Source organism: Vibrio anguillarum (assembly GCF_003390515.1).
In the GTDB taxonomy this organism is placed as follows: domain Bacteria; phylum Pseudomonadota; class Gammaproteobacteria; order Enterobacterales; family Vibrionaceae; genus Vibrio; species Vibrio anguillarum.
The window spans coordinates 1,269,453-1,285,996 of sequence record NZ_CP031479.1; the positions used below are offsets into that span (position 1 = coordinate 1,269,453).

Here is a 16,544-nt window from a genome sequence, read left to right on the forward strand (position 1 = left end):
AAACGGGCTTTTTTGTAGGTTAGATATCTTCGTTACCACCTGCTTCTTTAAACCAAGCGGCTAAATGTAATTTTAAATCTTTCAGTTCATCAGGGCCGATTAAGGCCAACCCTAAATCTTCTGCACGAGTAATGTCATTATGGCGAAGTGGGCGAAAGCTCACGAGCATAGCGCGAGCTTGTAGCCCACCAAGCAAATCACGTAATGATTCTAGCTTATAAAGCGTATCATCGCCGTCATCACGCATACCTTTCGTTTTACATTCAATAATATGCAGTTTGTTATTCACCACTGTAGCGACATCGAGTTCATTTCTGACTTCTCGCTCACCTAATTGACGGTAGACTTGAACATTCAAAGAGCGATCTTGAATGGTTGGCATATCATCTTGGATCTGCCTTATTGTACTGTGCACTAATGTTTCTAACCATTCTCCATTGGAAAATCGGCGCGCATCTTCGTTGGCGAAGGTTAAAATGCCATTTTGATAGGTGGCGATTTGTGCTTCGACCAGATCGGTCAACAGAATATGAAGTTCACGATACCCTTGTTGTTTTTCTGAAAGTGCAACATCTAGCCGCTGCTCTTTGCGGCATGTCGTCGCTAAATAGTTTAATGTGGCTAAACCAGGACCAAGTTCTAATGCATTACTTGCCCAGCGCTCGCCGAGTTCGTAAAGTTTTTGGTCAAGTTGTGGCGGAATATGATGCTCACTAAATTCACCCCGTGCACCAAAAATGGTTAAGTAATCTGAAATGGTAATGTGGTCTTGCACTTGGGTATTATTTTGACCATCGGGATAAAGCCAACACAGCTGATCACTGTTCGGTTCGACGACAAAAATAGGCCATTGATAGCTACGGAACACCTCATAAACGGATAATAAACGATGTCTCAAACCACAACTTGCGTTCAGCTTGACTTCATCGTATCTGGTTTTCAAATCTTCCGCTAAAAACTGGATAGCTTGTTTGATTGCTGAGGTATTGGAACCTGATGGGATTTCAAAAAACTCAGAAGTGATGTCGCGCTGACTCAATACCGAGTGTAAACGTAAATACATTGATTTTTGGTCTTGATCACCGATGAAGACAATGTGCGAACTTACCGTTCGATTATCAAGCAGGGGAGTAACCAAGCGAATAGGGTCTTGGTCGATAATGCCAACATGAACAGCCATAGATCATCCTCATGTTTGGCTTGCAAAGAGTAGGAGGTAGATAATAATGCGCAAGCCGATAGTTATCATATAACGATGTGGCATCAAAAAAACAAGGGCGACTTTAGATTAAAAGCCGCCCTTGAGACATAATTTACATGTAACTTACAAATGAGGTTGAGTTTGTTAACGGTCACTCATAATGTAAAACGATGGACTAATTCATTCTGCTGATTAGCAAGCTGAGTTAGGTTGGCGCTTGCCTGTGCAATTTGAGACATGGCTTGATAGCTACCATCAGCGATTAAATTAATATCCTCGATACTGCGTGCAATGTCACCGGTTGTTTCACTTTGCTCGGCGGCCGCCTGTGTAATATGAGTACTCATCTGACTGATTTCTAGAATTAACGCTTGGATCTCTTCCATTGCGCTATTCGCCGTTGATGCTTGCTCGACAGAAAGTTCCATATCAGTCATGCAGCTTTCAATAACAGTACTGGCAGAAGATGAGCTGGATTGCAAGTTGCTGATCATACTTTCAATTTCAGACGTCGAATCCGTTGTGCGTTTTGCCAAAACACGAACTTCGTCAGCTACGACTGCAAACCCGCGCCCTTGCTCTCCAGCACGAGCAGCTTCAATCGCGGCATTGAGCGCCAATAAGTTGGTTTGTTCTGCAATGTTACGAATCACATCCAAGATAGAACCAATTTGGCTGCTCATTTTTTGCAGTTCACCGACAGCATCAACCGATTGATTTAAGCGAGTCTCCAATTGATTAATAGTAGTGATATTGTCACTCATAATTTTACGGCCCGATTCAGAAGCCGATTCAACTTTCTGCACCATCTCTAGCGAACTTTGAGCACTTTGCGCTACTTCTTGTACTGAATGAGCCATTTCCGTCATTGCGGTTGCCACGCTCGCGGTTTGCTCACGTTGGGTGCTGAGTTGTGACTGTGCTTTTGAAGAGGTGGTTTGGTTGTGGTTAGCTGTGTTGGTTAAATTTTCAGAAGCATCATTCAACTGCACCAAAATATGGTGCAAATTATCTGCTAGCGAATTGATGTGGCCACTTAAGCGACTAAACTCGTTGTTGTAACGAATTTCAATGCGTTGTGTCATATCTCCTTTTGTCAGCCCTTCTAGCGTTTTGAGTATACGATTTAACGGCTCACGAACACTTTGCGCAATGTGGTAACCAATACCCGTAGCCACTAGCACAACCGCAATACCAATCACGATCGCTTTAATAACTCCTTGCTTATAGACTTCCCCGGCTTCTCGCAGAGAGGCATTTAAACCGTCGGTCGCAGTATCGTTAAAAGAGTCTAAAATCGTCATTGCTTTATCGACCTCGATAGCCAAATTCGCAATGTTTTCATAAAGGGCTGTTTTCGCTAGTAAGTAACTATTGTGTTGATCAAGCACACCACCCTTTTGCCCAATATCTTGAGAGAATTTTTGGACAAGATCGTCAAAGGTTTTTTTCAGTTCAGGTAATTGGGTCGATAAGCCTCGGTAAGCGTAGTTGAGGTGCGTGACCGCTTTTTTATTCATGGTGACGGCCTTGTCAACAAAGGCGACATCCGAACTGGCCAAAGCGTCTGAAGTGATTAATTCCGCATCTTTCAATTTAATGAAATAACTTTTCGCCATGACTTTAACTGAAATACTATTTTGCCCATCGACAAAATCTTTCATTCCGGTGCTTAAATCGGCATGAAGTCTTTGAAATTCACGAGTTGATTTTTGCACTTGAGCTTGCGCCTCAAACATCGCCTGATAATTATTCATGGCTTGTTCTGCTTCTGAAAAGTAGCGGAGTTCCATCTGTTTAAGTTGGCTTATCCGCTCTTCAAGAGAGGGGTTCATTGCACTTGCTTGTTGGAGCTGGTTTAGCACGTCAGCAAAATCTTGTTTTGCTTTAGCAAATTCTGAACGCATCACATTCATGCGATCTTGGTTTTGTGTCGTCAAAAAGTCCTTAAAAGATTTATCGGCAGAAAGCAGTTGAACACTTGTTTTGTTTGACAAAGAAACGAGCGGTAAGGCGGTGGTTGATACACTTTCGAAATTAGAATGAATTTGATTCATTCCTCCCATCATAATGGCGGTCGTTACTGCAAACATGATGATGATCAGTGTGAAACCAGCGTACATTCGCCTAATCACTGAACCCTTCATAATCCTCTCCCTAGAAAAATAGTGTTTTGTTTTAAAAAATAACAAAATAATGAGTATTGTATTGAATGTGAGACGTACATTTTATGACGGGCCTGGCAAAACGCATTTTTTATATTAGTGTTCTGTCATTTATGCTACGCGTACGGTGTTTTTTATTGAGCTTTTGACAGGGTTCACGCATACTCAAATCCAACTACACACCTATTATATTCAGTAGCATTAAGGTCAAATTAGTGTCGGTTCTATCGGTTGTCGATATGTTGTCGTGACCCACTTAGGTATTAGCCTTGAACCACTTATCTCGATCTAATGTACTTTGATGTGACTGCGTAATCCTATTTATTAGTGGAGTATTTCATGGCTGAAGAAACCATTTTTAGCAAAATTATCCGTAAAGAAATTCCTGCAGATATCCTCTATCAAGATGATTTAGTGACCGCCTTTCGGGACATTAACCCTAGAGCGCCTAGCCATATTCTTATCATTCCCAATGCGTTTATTCCGACGACCAACGATGTTGAACCTGAGCATGAAGCGGCTATGGGACGTATGTTTACAGTGGCAAAAAAAATCGCTCAACAAGAAGGTATTGCACAAGATGGCTATCGCTTGATAGTGAATTGTAACGCTCATGGTGGTCAAGAGGTTTACCACATTCATATGCACTTGGTTGGCGGTCGCCCGTTGGGTCCGCTTTTGATGAGCTAATGCATGGGTCGCCCAGCCACTATTGGGCGCTCGATTGATACGATTAGAGTTAAATATGGAGTATTGAGTGAAGCGTTACGTGCGACATATTACGGTTTTTTTATCGCCTTTTTTTCTCAATGCCTGTGCTAATTTTTCTGCGGGGAACTTGTTTAGTCATTACAGCGCTCAAAATGGCGCTGTCTATCAGTCAGTTAAATCTGGGCAGTATCAAGATGCGGAGAATGAACTTGCGGAATTTGTCGCGGGTGACATTCTAGACAATCTGGAAAAAGGGCGAGTCCATTTTCTTAACCAGAATTATGTAGACAGTAAGCGTAGTTTCGAATTGAGTGATTCTGCGGTTAAAATTCAACAAGATAAGGCATTGATTTCACTAAGTGATACGGCGACAAGTGTCGGTGCGTTGGCTGTGAATGATAACTTGATGGAATACGTTCCTGCGGATTATGAACTCGGTTTTTTACATCTTTATCTCGGTTTAAATTATTTACAACAGAATGATTTGGATGGCGCTCTGGTTGAGGTTCGGCGAGCGAATCAGGTACAAGAGCAAGCAAGGCAGGCTAGAGAAGCGGAACTTGAAAAGGCGCAAAAAGAGCTAAAATCACAAGGTGTGACACCAAACTTAGGCAGCGTACTAGCAAACTACCCTGATGCAGGAAAAGCTTTGCAGGCGGTGCAGAATGGTTACCTTTTTTACCTTTCTGCTTTGCTTTATGAAGCCTCTGGTGATGTTAACAGTGCCTATGTCGACTATCGACGCGCTTTGGCAGTCACTCCCGATAATATTGAGGTTATAGAGGGGACATTACGTGTTGCGAAACGATTGGGGATGAGAGAAGACCTAATCCAATTAGAGAAACGCTACGGGAAATCTCATTCACTGACTGCTTCTCAAGGTCGTGTGCTTATAATAGAAGAGCAGAGTGTGGTGAAAGCCTTAGATAGCTGGCGTCAATCTTTACCCTTGTATGACAGCAGAGGAAATGGCGCATTGTATTCTCTCGCCTTACCTTATTATCCGAATACACCCGTTGAATCATTTTCATCACTGACGATGAATGACAAAGTACTCACTTCTCATTTTCTGACGGATGTGAATTTAATGGCAAGTCGAAACTTGTCTGAGAAAATGCCCTCTATAGTAATAAGGCAAGTGTTGAGAGTGCTGGCGAAAGATCAATTGCGCAAAGAAGCGGCCAAAGATGACAATGTTGGTAATTTAGTCTTCAACGTTTGGAATCTGCTGACAGAGCAGCCCGATACGCGCAGTTGGCTAACGCTGCCAGGGTTGGTGCAAACGGCCAGTCTGCAAGTCAATGCAGGCGAGCAACGAATAAAGGTGGGAGAGCAAGAATATCAGTTTTCTGTACCGGAAAAAGGCACCACTTTGGTGTGGGTTTCTCGTCAGGGACGTCATTCAACCATCTGGCATAAACAACTAGGAAGATTGTAATGAAAAAGTGGATATTGGGACTGTTAGTCACATTCTCATTGATTGGATGTGCTGAAAATACCGCAGGATTAAGAGTTGATGGCGCTTCGCAAAAAGTGCTATTTGGCGACAATGTATTAGGTAATCGCTTGGTTGTTGAAGACATTGCAACTAACCAAGTGGATGGTCATACGAGGGGACTTGTGCGTTTAGTGAGTCATTACCAAGGTGACCAAATTATCGAGTACCGTTTTTCTTGGTATGACGATGATGGGCTTGAAGTCAATAACAGACAAAGTCCTTGGAAACAAAAGATAATCAGTGGGATGGAGACGGTGTCGTTGTCGGAGATTTCTGTCAATCCAAATGGAAAACAGTTTCGCGTACAGATCCGTGGGTCAAATAATTAAATTGGGAAAGTAAGGAACCAATATGAACAAAAGTATTATCGCATTGCTAGGGCTCGCTGTCATTTTGGGCGGCTGTTCAAATAAAGTCAGCTACGGAGATGCACAATCCGTTGAAACGACGACAGTTGATTTTGGTTCAACAGATTTACAAAAAATCGCGGGGGAAATGGTTGATAGCATGATGATGTCAGGTTCGGTAGCAGCGATTACCCGTGATTCTCGTCCTATCGTGTTTGTCGAGCGAATCAAAAATAAGACCAGTGAGCACATTGATACTGAATCTATCACTGACACCATCAGTACTAAGATGTTGAATTCAGGTAAGTTCCGCTTCGTCGACATGGATCGTGTTGAAGCCGTGCGCGAACAGCTCAATTTCCAAAATAATGATGAGTTGGTCAACCAAAGTACCGCTATTCAGTTTGGCAAAATGGTTGGCGCACAATATATGCTGTATGGCAACTTGTCGAGTATTGTGAAAAACGCAAGCAGTGATAAAGATGTATATTACAAAATGACGATGCGTTTAATGGATCTTCAAAGCGGCCTTATTGAATGGGCAGATGAAACCGAAATTCGTAAACAGCAGTCAAAAAGTTTACTCGGTTTTTAATCACAAAATTGAGTAATTGAGAGAAGAGGTCCTTATGGCGAGAATGTCTTGGCGTGAAGCTTGTCAGCTTGATCGTACCTTAACGTCGCTAGAAGGATTCTTCTCTACTCCCCCTGACTACGCACAAACGCTGACAGGGGGGTTAACAAACCGATGTTGGAAAATTGTCACGGAGGAACGCAGCTTTGTTTGGCGGCCTAATACGCCGATCACTCAAGCCTTTTCCATTTCGCGTTTTCAAGAATATCAAATTCTCTCTGCTATCGAATCTTCTAACTTAGGCCCCAAGCCACTTTCCATTAATGATCAAGGATTATTGGTTGAATGGATTGATGGCCAATCCCTTACTGGTGGTTTACCTTTCGATTCTCTATTAAAAACACAGATAAAGATCCATAATCTCAGTACAGCACGCATCCCAGTTGCCCTTTTCAGTTTTATCGCTCGGGTTGATCATTATTGGCTACAGCTCAAAGCTGAGTATAAAAGTGAGGACTTGTCGGCTTTATATCAACGTTGGCGCACCGCACCTAACCTTGCTGATGTTGGTCAGACTTTGTGTCACTTTGATTTAGCTGGCTACAATATGGTTAAAACCGATGAAGGTAACCGCGTGATTGATTGGGAATACGCCTCAATTGCCGACCCCCGGCTCGACCTGGCTTTAAGCATTGATGTTGCAGAAGAAAAACCATTAGAGGCGGTCTACCGTTATTGTCAATTGCGTGAGATTGTGGGGGTCGATGATTGGGTCGAAGGTGTGGTGGCTTGGCATCCAAGAGCAACAATGATGGCCATGTTATGGTATTTGTTAGCACATCAATTATGGGGTGATGACTATTATCGTCAACAAGCCGAACATCTAAAACGCACATTATGTAGCTAGGATCACTGTTTCGTCGTTTTGTTGCAGTAAATTAAGGTTAAAGTCTTTGAAACCACAATCTTCGTGGTAGATTAAAACCTCAAGGAGTGGGGAGTTATTATGATTATTTATCTGCACGGTTTTGATTCAACAAGCCCAGGAAACCATGAAAAAGTACTGCAATTGCAATTTATTGACAGCGATGTCCGTTTTATTAACTACAGTACACAGCATCCCAAACACGATATGCAGCATCTTCTAAAAGAAGTGCATAAAGTGATTGAGTTGTCTGATGACCCACATCCGATTATTTGTGGCGTAGGCCTCGGCGGCTTCTGGTCTGAGCGGATTGGATTCTTATGCGGAATTAAGCAAGTGGTGTTTAATCCTAACTTGCATCCGGAAACAAACATGACTGGACGCATCGATCGCCCTGAAGAGTATGAAGATATTGCGACTAAGTGTGTTGAGCAATACAGGGTAAAAAATAAAGGACGCTGTTTAGTGATTTTATCTAAAGAAGATGAAATTCATGACAACAGCAAAACAGCAGCAGAGCTCGAAAACTACTACGATATCATTTGGGATGAAACCCAGAACCATAAGTTCAAGAAAATCTCACAGCATTTGCAAGCGATGAAGGCATTTAAAGAATCAAATTAAGCATCCGTGCATCATAGTTTCGACTGAACGACTCACAATTGTGAGTCGTTTTTTTATGGCCCAACCCCCCTATGTCTCGTAGTGAAATAGAGGAATTCTTTGGTTGCACCATGAGTTTTGCTCTATATAATGATTAAATTATAAATATTTTGATAAATATCAAAAAAAATTGAGAGCAAGTCTTAAATTTGCCTAATTTGTGTGTAGTTACATGCATTTATCCTAATGAAACGTGCTGCGAAGATAGCTTCATTTGCTGAACAAGATTTATCTGAAGCAAGCGCATTACTGAGAATTCCTTCAGTGTGAGATTTCACGCTGAATCATGTTTATTTCTTTTTGAGGATTATTGTTGTGACACGAATTATCGTAGTCGGTGGTGGCGCGGGTGGTTTAGAGCTCGCGACTAAACTTGGTCGCACTCTTGGCCGTAAAAATCGCGCAGAAATCACATTAGTAGATCGTAAAGCAAGCCACTTATGGAAACCGTTATTGCATGAAGTGGCAACGGGTTCATTAGATGAAGGAGTGGATGCGCTAAGCTACCGCGCTCACGCAAAAAATCATCGTTTTGATTTCCAAATGGGTAGTCTTGCTGATATCGATCGTGAACGCAAAGTGATTGTTCTTAGTGAATTGCAAGATGAGCATGGTGAATTGTTAATGCCAAGTCGTGAGCTTGAATATGACATTTTGGTGCTGGCAATCGGTTCAACGTCTAACGACTTCAATACTCCAGGAGTTCGTGAGCATTGTATCTTCCTTGATAGCCCTGAACAGGCAAATTGTTTTCGTACTGAAATGAACAATGAGTTTCTAAAACTTCATGCGAAAAATGGTAACGGTACAGTTGATATTGCGATTGTTGGCGCAGGTGCAACGGGTGTTGAATTATCTGCAGAGCTACATAATGCAGTAAAAGAGCTGCGGACTTATGGTTTTGGCGATCTTGATTCAAGCAAACTGAATGTCAACCTTGTGGAAGCGGGTGAGCGTATTCTACCCGCTCTTCCACCTCGCATTTCTAGTGCTGCGCATAGCGAATTAACGAAATTAGGTGTCAACGTTCGTACTGCGACTATGGTCACGCGAGCGGATAAGGATGGCCTAACAACTAAAGATGGCGAAAAGATTCCCGCTCAGATCATGGTGTGGGCTGCTGGCATCAAAGCACCGGATTTTATGAAAGAGATTGCTGGTTTGGAAACAAACCGCATTAATCAGTTAGTGGTAAAAAACACCTTACAAACTACAAGAGATGACGATATTTTTGTGATCGGTGATCTAGCACAATGTACACAAGCTGATGGTTCATTTGTGCCACCTCGTGCACAAGCAGCGCACCAAATGGCAAGCCAAGCGTTCAAGAATATTGTTGCTAAGCTTAACGGGCGTGAGCTCAAACCGTATGTTTATAAAGATCACGGTTCGTTGGTTTCATTAAGTCGTTTTTCTACCGTTGGTAGCTTAATGGGTAATTTAACCAAAGGCTCGATGATGGTTGAAGGTCGTATTGCGCGAGTAGTGTACATTTCTTTGTATCGCATGCACCAAATGGCGCTACACGGTATGTTCAAAACAGGGTTGATGATGTTAGTTGGCCGTATTAATCGTGTGTTGCGTCCAAACTTAAAGCTTCACTAATATTCCCAGCGTACTAGCCATAAAAAACCTCGCCTTTGTTAAAAGGCGAGGTTTTTTGTTGTCACCCACCACCACCGCCTTGGGCGATAGTGGTGGTTATATCAAATTCAAGTTATTTAATGGTACTTGAGCGATAAGTGTTATGTGTTAGCCAACTAGGCTGAGCATTGGTTGGTACTGAGCCATCTTGGTTAATGTTTGAGAAATGGAATGAATGTTGGTTCCAAATTCTCGTTGCATTTTTCCATGGTTTATCAGCATCGGCTGATTCATAAACGTAGACGCCGTGGTTGATTGCGCTTTCTTTTGCATAATCATTTGCGACCACAATAAGCGATGCATTGTTTTTGCCTTCGAGATCCGCCACAACAGGATATTCCCACAAGGTGTTCGACGAGTTAGCAATCGTTGCTAATACTGCTCCTGTGCGCCCATCAAGAATACGGACTCTCAGAAGATCTTGTACGATAACTTCATCAATGCCATCACCAGTGAAATCGTAAGCCGAGACACCAATTTTACCGCTGTTATAGTCATCATTTGCTACAGACCAAACTTTGCTACCTTGTGCATTATACATATCAACAGCATGATAACCTGCATAGACAATACCAGTGTTCAGGTAACTATCATTAATGCTTTCCCCAACAACAAACTGAACTGCATTAACGTGTTTTTTGAAGGTAAAGATAGGTTTTGGTTTGCTCCAAACATTTAAGCCTACCAATTGGGTATTGCTTGGGACTGTGTATCGTTCAGTGGTTGCTTTGCTCTTCATGACGGGAACAGCATAAGGAATCGTTTTAGTTTTCCAAACAGGAGCTAGGTAAGAAACTGTTTTGGTATGCCAGCCAAAGAACCAGTAAGAAACTTGTTTTGTTCTCCACTCCAATCCAAGATATGGAACTTCTTTGGTTCGCCACTCTAATGCTGGGTATTTAAAGGCTGAGTCTTTTGAACCTAACGTTATTTTCGAACCATCATTGAGAGTGAATTCCATCTCGAGTACGCCATATGTCCACCACGTTTTATATTTGCCGTAGGTTACATCGATAGAGCGGACTTTGCTTGCATCAATAGTATGCAGTGAACCACCTTGACCACCCACCATATTACTGGCTGTTGATCCAATCGCGTCAATCAGATCTCCTGAGCGGATTTTAAGTTGGTTGTCATCTGCTATTTTAACTGGATGGCTGTGATGTAAATGGGTATATCCATAAACAGGGGACTTAGCTATTTCATTGGTAGAGTTAGTTGCTGCATTACCAAGGAAATTAGAGATAGCTTGTACACCACCGCCTGGATTTTCAAGGTTATTAACCTCCCATTTTACTGAGCCGTCATGCTCTAATACGGCAAAGCTACTATTTTGTGCAGAGCCTTTCGAGGCTGGAACTGATACCACAATTTCTGGTTTATTGTCGCTATCTAGGTTGGCAACGGAAGAAAACCAAACCGTATCATTCGTTTGATATTGCCAAGTAAATGAGCCATCGCTTTTATAAAGAGCGCCGTTTGAAAATACTTCTTGGATACCATCGCCATCCGCATCAAAACTAATCGGTGATGGAGCCCACTCTAAACTAAATAGCAAACCAGTATCGTAATTATAAACACCATCGGCAGAGAGAATATCAATTGAACCATCATTGTTTAAATCAGATAGTGAAATTGCGCCAACCGAGCGCCATCCAGAAGCACTCTTCAGGATTTGTTTTTTTATCTGGCCTTCATTATCTAATATATTGATGTAAGGGCTGATTGTACTCGTTGTCACAATTTCAACTACACCATCTCCATCAAGATCGGCAACTGCAGGAGAGTAGCGAGCATCGGCTATAATGCCACCATTATTATATGACCAAAGCTCAGAACCATCGATGCCGCTTAATGCTCTAACTAGCCCACCTTGTGTATATTTGTTATTTTCAAACGTCACAACAATGATATCAGCGATATCATTCTCGTCGATTTTTCCATCACCATTATCATCATTTAACTGAGCAACGATAGGTGCCGCTATAACTTGGTTAGACTCAGGTTTAAATGAACTGCCTTGCCAAGACCATTTTAATTGGGTGTTTATCTCACTAGGGCTTGATGCGATTGCAATGTTACTTGCTGTGATACTGCCTATTGACAGTAGCCCGACCGCACATAACGAAAATTTAGAAGTCATTAGGTAACATCTCTCTCAGTATGTTTGTGTAAATTCCGATTTAAATTGATGTTGTTAACCTGTGCTGCACTTCAACGATAGGTCTTACGGTAAATAAGTTGAACATGGCACAACACGAGATGGAGGGATTATCAAGACTTAATAAGAGAGATTCAATCTAACATGGCTCTCATAAATGAGAGGTCTTAAAAATGAAACACTCACTAATAAAATACATTGTCAGTTTAACTTTTAGAAGATCACGTACCCAAACCATTGGAGCGGCCTGTAGGTGGGTTGTGTTATTGGTTTTAATAAGAATAGTTAACAACAGAATAGCTCTAACCTGTAAGGATATTAAATCAGTGAGCTAAACTGTATGGGAGATGAATAAAAGAAAAAACGCCCGGCAGGGCGCTTTGTTAGGCTTTATTCTGCAACGCGGCGAACTTGAATGATCATTCCCATTAATGGATGGTCTAGATAGTGGGTTTCGTTGCTGCGCATACGGCGTTTTTGGTCCATCCGATAGCTCTTTAAAAACTCTTCCTTTTCCACTGTTGGAGAGATGGCTTCTAGGTTCCCCAGTTGAACCTCGGCATTTTGCTCTTCAGGTGTAATGTCTAACTCCAATGGTTTACTTTGGAGCATGATTTCTCGCACACTCGGGGCTTTAAGGTCGAGCGTGGTTTCAGCATAAAGATAGTGCTGCACATAGATTTGTAATTTACCGTCGAGTTCGTAAAGGGGACTCGCGATGTTTTGTTCTAGCACACCGTTTACTGGCGATTCTTCTAGTACGGCTACTTTTTCACTGCCGTCAGTATTGAATTTAGCGGAGTAATCTTTACCCGCTTGAATATGGAAAATCGGTGCGGAAGCTCTGCCTTGATCGCCTTGACGCCAAGCCGTATGCAATAGCACTTCAAAGCCGGCGTGGTTTTTCAGTTTTTGTGCTTGATCGTTAAGTTGGTAGTCGGAAAAAGGCAGCATTTTCACGCCTTTTTCTTGGCGATAGTTTAAGTCACTAAAACTGCCCGCGCGTTGAATATTGATTTCAGGCAATGAGTTAGGCCACGACTCACTGACCTTCTCTGCATCAATTGCACGCTTAAAAATGATCACTTCTATGTCAAATTGCCGTTGTGCCAGACTTGGCATCGAAATAAGCAAAAGTAGGAGTGGGATCAGTTTTTTCATTATGGCTCCATCATTTTTTGTGCGTAATTTATGCTCTAGGCATCAGGTTTTGTTGGAATTCGCTGAGCATACTCGACACAAATTGAATTCGTTCACGTCTATCAGCTAATGGTACAGCAAACTTAAACTTAGTTGGCCCTTCCATTGCAAATTTTTTCGGTTGTGATTGCAGAAGTCTAACCAAAAAGACGGGATTAATGTCAGCATCTGGATAGAACTCAATGTAGCCACCTTTTTCATGCGCTTCGATTTTCTTCACTTTTATACGTGCAGCATCAATTTTGACTTCAGCAACGCCGAGTAAGTTATTTGCAGCATCAGGTAATTTACCAAAGCGATCAATCAACTCGACTTTGAGCTCGGCGAGTTCATCTCGGCTAGCGACACTCGCTATCTGTTTATACATGGAGAGGCGAGTATTTACATCAGGAATGTAATCATCGGGTAATAGCGCTGGCAAACGCATTTCCACTTCGGTTTGTTCACGAAGCAAATCGTCAAGAGAAGGTTCTCTGCCATTTTTTAATGCTTCAACCGCTTGCTCTAGCATCTCCATATAGAGAGTAAAACCAATTGATTGGATCTGACCGCTCTGTTCATCGCCCAATAATTCACCCGCTCCACGGATTTCTAAATCGTGCGTTGCTAGAGTAAAACCGGCTCCAAGATCTTCAAGAGATGCAATCGCTTCTAAACGTTTCACGGCATCTTTAGTGATGGCTTTAGGATGTGGAGTGAGTAAGTAAGCATAAGCTTGATGGTGAGAACGTCCTACTCGGCCACGAAGTTGGTGTAGCTGCGCTAAGCCAAGGTTATCTGCTCGGTCCATAATGATGGTGTTCGCGGTTGGGACATCAATCCCGGTTTCAATGATGGTTGTGCAAACCAATACATTGAATCGTTGGTGATAAAAGTCGTTCATCACTTTTTCCAGCTCACGTTCACGCATTTGTCCATGGGCGACGGTAATTCGAGCTTCAGGGACCAGCTTTTCTAAATCGGCAGCCACTTTGTCGATAGTTTCTACTTGGTTATGTAGAAAATAAACCTGTCCACCGCGCATGATTTCACGTAATACGGCCTCTCGAATCGTATTGTCATCATGTTGGCGTACAAAGGTTTTGATGGCTAATCGTCGTGCGGGTGGTGTGGCGATAATCGATAGATCGCGCATTCCGCTCATCGCCATGTTTAACGTGCGCGGAATCGGCGTTGCCGTTAGCGTGAGAATATCCACATCAGCACGCATCGCTTTCACTTTTTCTTTTTGGCGAACGCCAAAACGGTGTTCTTCATCAACGATCAAAAGACCAAGATCGCTAAATTTTAGCTCGCTGGAAAGCAGTTTATGCGTGCCAACCAAAATGTCGACTTTGCCGTCGGCGACATCTTGTAGAATCTGCTTTTGCTCTTTTGCTGATTTGAAGCGTGATAAAACTTCGACACGGATCGGCAGGTTAGCGAATCGGTCTCGAAAGTTCTCAAAATGCTGCTGTGCGAGTAAGGTTGTCGGTACTAATACGGCCACTTGTTTATTGTTGTCGGTGCAAACAAAGGCGGCGCGCATGGCGACTTCTGTTTTGCCAAATCCAACGTCACCACACACTAATCGGTCCATCGCTTTTTTCTGACACATGTCCGATAGCACGGCGTTGATAGCTGTATTTTGATCATCGGTTTCTTCAAATGGGAAACCTGCTTTAAAGGTCGCGTATTGGCCACGATCCAGAGCGAACTTATAGCCTGGTTTGAGCTCTCGTTTGGCGTAGACATCCAGCAGTTCCGCAGCAACATCGCGGACTTTTTCGGCCGCTTTTCGTCGTGCCTTGGTCCATGCTTCACCCCCGAGCTTATGCAATGGTGCGCTTTCTTCCGCGCCGCCAGAGTAACGACTAATGAGATTCAATGAAGCGACAGGGACATAAAGTTTGGCTTCGTTTTGATACTCAAGGGTGACGTATTCGGTCATCATGCCACCCGCTTCAAGCGTCTGTAACCCGAGATAACGGCCGATACCATGATCAATATGAACAACGGGTTGCCCTGGCTTGAGTTCGGCTAAGTTACGAATGACAGCGTCACTATTGGTGACTTTACGATCTTTCTTACGGCGAAGAATGACACGGTCACCGAGTAAATCACTTTCGCAGATGAACGCTAAGTTAGCATTGTTATCGATAAAGCCGTGCTCAGATGCCCCTAATACGAGACATTGTTTTTCTTTTGCTTGGCACGCTTGCTGGAAGGTTTCTTTTTCGATAGGGCGCAGTTTTACGCGTTGCAATAGCTCTAGTAATGCTTCGCGACGGCCTTCTGATTCGACGGAAAAAATGATTTTCCCAGCGAAACTCTCACTAAATTGCCGGATGGCGGCTAAAGGCTCTTTATTTTGATGCATGACCGCCAAGTCGGGTAATGCACTGACCGCTAAATTGATCCGCCCTTGCTTTTCTGAAATCGGTTCCACACTGAGTTGGATCTGAGCCACGTTTTTGAAAAGACTGAAAAGCTCATCTTTTTTAAGCCACAATTCATGAGGTGGCAGCAACGGGCGAAGAGGGTCAACTTTACGCTGCTGGTAACGATATTCGACGTCGGTTAAAAACTGGTCAATCGCTGTTTCGATATTTCCTACGACAATTAGTTGGCTTTCTGGCGCGATATAATCGAACAAGGTTTCGGTGTGTTCAAAAAATAGCGGTTGCCAGTATTCAATACCGGCTGGCCAAACCCCCTTTGAGACTTGCATATAGACAGATTCTGGTTCACGACGTGCTTCAAATCGTTGACGCCAGCGGGTGCGAAAATCTTCAATTGCACTTTCTGTGGTGGGAAATTCATGAGCAGGTAGCAAGCGTATCTCACTGATCTCTTCAATTGAGCGTTGATTCTCAGGATCGAAGGTGCGTATGGTGTCGATTTCATCATCAAAAAAATCAATGCGATAAGGATCGCTGCTGCCCATTGGAAATAAATCAAGAATCGAACCTCGGCTGGCGTACTCGCCTGGGCCAAACACTTGATCAACATGACGATAGCCCGATTTTTCCAGCTGAAGACGCAGTTTATCTAAGGAAAACTGGTCGCCAGTTTTAACCATCAGGGTATGCTGTAGCAGAAATTCTCGCGGCGTCTGACGCTGCAATATGGTGCTCACTGGCACAATGGTAATGCCTGTTTTCAAGCTCGGTAATTGATATAGGCGCGCGATGCGATCAGAAATGATCTCTTGATGAGGCGAAAAACTATCATAAGGCAAAGTTTCCCAATCAGGAAACAGCGCCACTTCGGCGTCACTAAACTGCTCAATTTCGTGCTGCAGCTTTAAGGCGGTTTGAGGATCAGGTACAGCCAGTAAAGTGTGGCTATTATGCTGGTTGGCCAGCTCTGCAATTGCCAACGCAAGGCTTGCACCACGTAGGTTACCAATGTGTTTTTTGTCGCCCGCGCCAGCAGGTTTAATCAGAGTCAGTAAAGAGTGTGTAGTCATGAGA

General features: G+C 43.0%; 12 protein-coding genes. 7 read left to right on the plus strand and 5 right to left on the minus strand.

What is annotated here, in order from left to right; all coding sequences use genetic code 11:
• Positions 1-19: 19 nt before the first annotated feature.
• Together DD616_RS09970 and DD616_RS09975 are read right to left on the minus strand one after the other, a co-directional pair.
• On the minus strand, positions 20-1,180 hold the full coding sequence (locus DD616_RS09970; protein ID WP_013856516.1) for a DUF1887 family protein: 1,161 nt from the start codon (positions 1,178-1,180) through the stop codon (positions 20-22).
• A gap of 176 nt (positions 1,181-1,356) precedes the next feature.
• Positions 1,357-3,348: a methyl-accepting chemotaxis protein gene (locus DD616_RS09975; protein ID WP_026027184.1), complete on the minus strand. Its 1,992-nt coding sequence runs from the start codon at positions 3,346-3,348 to the stop codon at positions 1,357-1,359.
• Between the two features lie 357 nt (positions 3,349-3,705).
• On the opposite strand from DD616_RS09975, the gene hinT reads away from it, so the two are divergent.
• The 7 genes from hinT to DD616_RS10010 all read left to right on the plus strand — a co-directional run bounded on the left by hinT (position 3,706) and on the right by DD616_RS10010 (position 9,689).
• Positions 3,706-4,056 (plus strand): purine nucleoside phosphoramidase, encoded by a 351-nt coding sequence (hinT, locus tag DD616_RS09980; protein WP_026027183.1) that lies wholly within the window; start codon positions 3,706-3,708, stop codon positions 4,054-4,056.
• A gap of 67 nt (positions 4,057-4,123) precedes the next feature.
• Positions 4,124-5,515: a COG3014 family protein gene (locus DD616_RS09985; RefSeq protein ID WP_017042311.1), complete on the plus strand. Its 1,392-nt coding sequence runs from the start codon at positions 4,124-4,126 to the stop codon at positions 5,513-5,515.
• On the plus strand, positions 5,515-5,904 hold the full coding sequence (locus tag DD616_RS09990; protein ID WP_013856520.1) for a YcfL family putative periplasmic lipoprotein: 390 nt from the start codon (positions 5,515-5,517) through the stop codon (positions 5,902-5,904). Before DD616_RS09985 ends, DD616_RS09990 begins: the two co-directional genes overlap by 1 nt.
• 22 nt (positions 5,905-5,926) lie before the next feature.
• Complete coding sequence (gene lpoB, locus DD616_RS09995) at positions 5,927-6,517, plus strand: penicillin-binding protein activator LpoB (protein WP_013856521.1); 591 nt, start codon at positions 5,927-5,929, stop codon at positions 6,515-6,517.
• A gap of 34 nt (positions 6,518-6,551) precedes the next feature.
• On the plus strand, positions 6,552-7,403 hold the full coding sequence (locus DD616_RS10000) for a phosphotransferase (protein ID WP_231140414.1): 852 nt from the start codon (positions 6,552-6,554) through the stop codon (positions 7,401-7,403).
• Between the two features lie 99 nt (positions 7,404-7,502).
• A complete protein-coding gene (ycfP, locus tag DD616_RS10005; RefSeq protein WP_013856523.1) occupies positions 7,503-8,045 on the plus strand; it encodes an alpha/beta hydrolase YcfP in 543 nt (180 codons plus the stop codon).
• Positions 8,046-8,399: 354 nt separating this feature from the next.
• Positions 8,400-9,689 carry an NAD(P)/FAD-dependent oxidoreductase gene (locus DD616_RS10010; protein ID WP_208872242.1) on the plus strand — a complete coding sequence of 430 codons (1,290 nt, stop codon included), beginning with the start codon at positions 8,400-8,402 and terminating at the stop codon, positions 9,687-9,689.
• A 112-nt stretch (positions 9,690-9,801) separates the two neighbouring features.
• Here DD616_RS10010 and DD616_RS10015 read toward each other — a convergent pair whose 3' ends face one another.
• The 3 genes from DD616_RS10015 to mfd all read right to left on the minus strand — a co-directional run bounded on the left by DD616_RS10015 (position 9,802) and on the right by mfd (position 16,540).
• Entirely contained in the window at positions 9,802-11,871 is a 2,070-nt protein-coding gene (locus tag DD616_RS10015; RefSeq protein WP_088732654.1) for a beta-prism lectin domain-containing protein, read from the minus strand.
• 408 nt (positions 11,872-12,279) lie between these two features.
• Positions 12,280-13,050 (minus strand): peptidoglycan binding protein CsiV, encoded by a 771-nt coding sequence (locus tag DD616_RS10020; protein ID WP_094123642.1) that lies wholly within the window; start codon positions 13,048-13,050, stop codon positions 12,280-12,282.
• Positions 13,051-13,078: 28 nt separating this feature from the next.
• Positions 13,079-16,540: a transcription-repair coupling factor gene (gene mfd / locus DD616_RS10025; protein WP_208872243.1), complete on the minus strand. Its 3,462-nt coding sequence runs from the start codon at positions 16,538-16,540 to the stop codon at positions 13,079-13,081.
• Positions 16,541-16,544 lie beyond the last annotated feature (4 nt).

Excerpts from the sequence above, each read along its gene's own strand:
- DD616_RS09970 (WP_013856516.1), bottom strand. The coding sequence starts at position 1,180 with ATGGCTGTTCATGTTGGCATTATCGACCAAGACCCTATTCGCTTGGTT.
- DD616_RS09975 (WP_026027184.1), bottom strand. The coding sequence starts at position 3,348 with ATGAAGGGTTCAGTGATTAGGCGAATGTACGCTGGTTTCACACTGATC.
- hinT (WP_026027183.1), top strand. The coding sequence starts at position 3,706 with ATGGCTGAAGAAACCATTTTTAGCAAAATTATCCGTAAAGAAATTCCT.
- DD616_RS09990 (WP_013856520.1), top strand. The coding sequence starts at position 5,515 with ATGAAAAAGTGGATATTGGGACTGTTAGTCACATTCTCATTGATTGGA.
- lpoB (WP_013856521.1), top strand. The coding sequence starts at position 5,927 with ATGAACAAAAGTATTATCGCATTGCTAGGGCTCGCTGTCATTTTGGGC.
- DD616_RS10000 (WP_231140414.1), top strand. The coding sequence starts at position 6,552 with ATGGCGAGAATGTCTTGGCGTGAAGCTTGTCAGCTTGATCGTACCTTA.
- ycfP (WP_013856523.1), top strand. The coding sequence starts at position 7,503 with ATGATTATTTATCTGCACGGTTTTGATTCAACAAGCCCAGGAAACCAT.
- DD616_RS10015 (WP_088732654.1), bottom strand. The coding sequence starts at position 11,871 with ATGACTTCTAAATTTTCGTTATGTGCGGTCGGGCTACTGTCAATAGGC.
- DD616_RS10020 (WP_094123642.1), bottom strand. The coding sequence starts at position 13,050 with ATGAAAAAACTGATCCCACTCCTACTTTTGCTTATTTCGATGCCAAGT.
- mfd (WP_208872243.1), bottom strand. The coding sequence starts at position 16,540 with ATGACTACACACTCTTTACTGACTCTGATTAAACCTGCTGGCGCGGGC.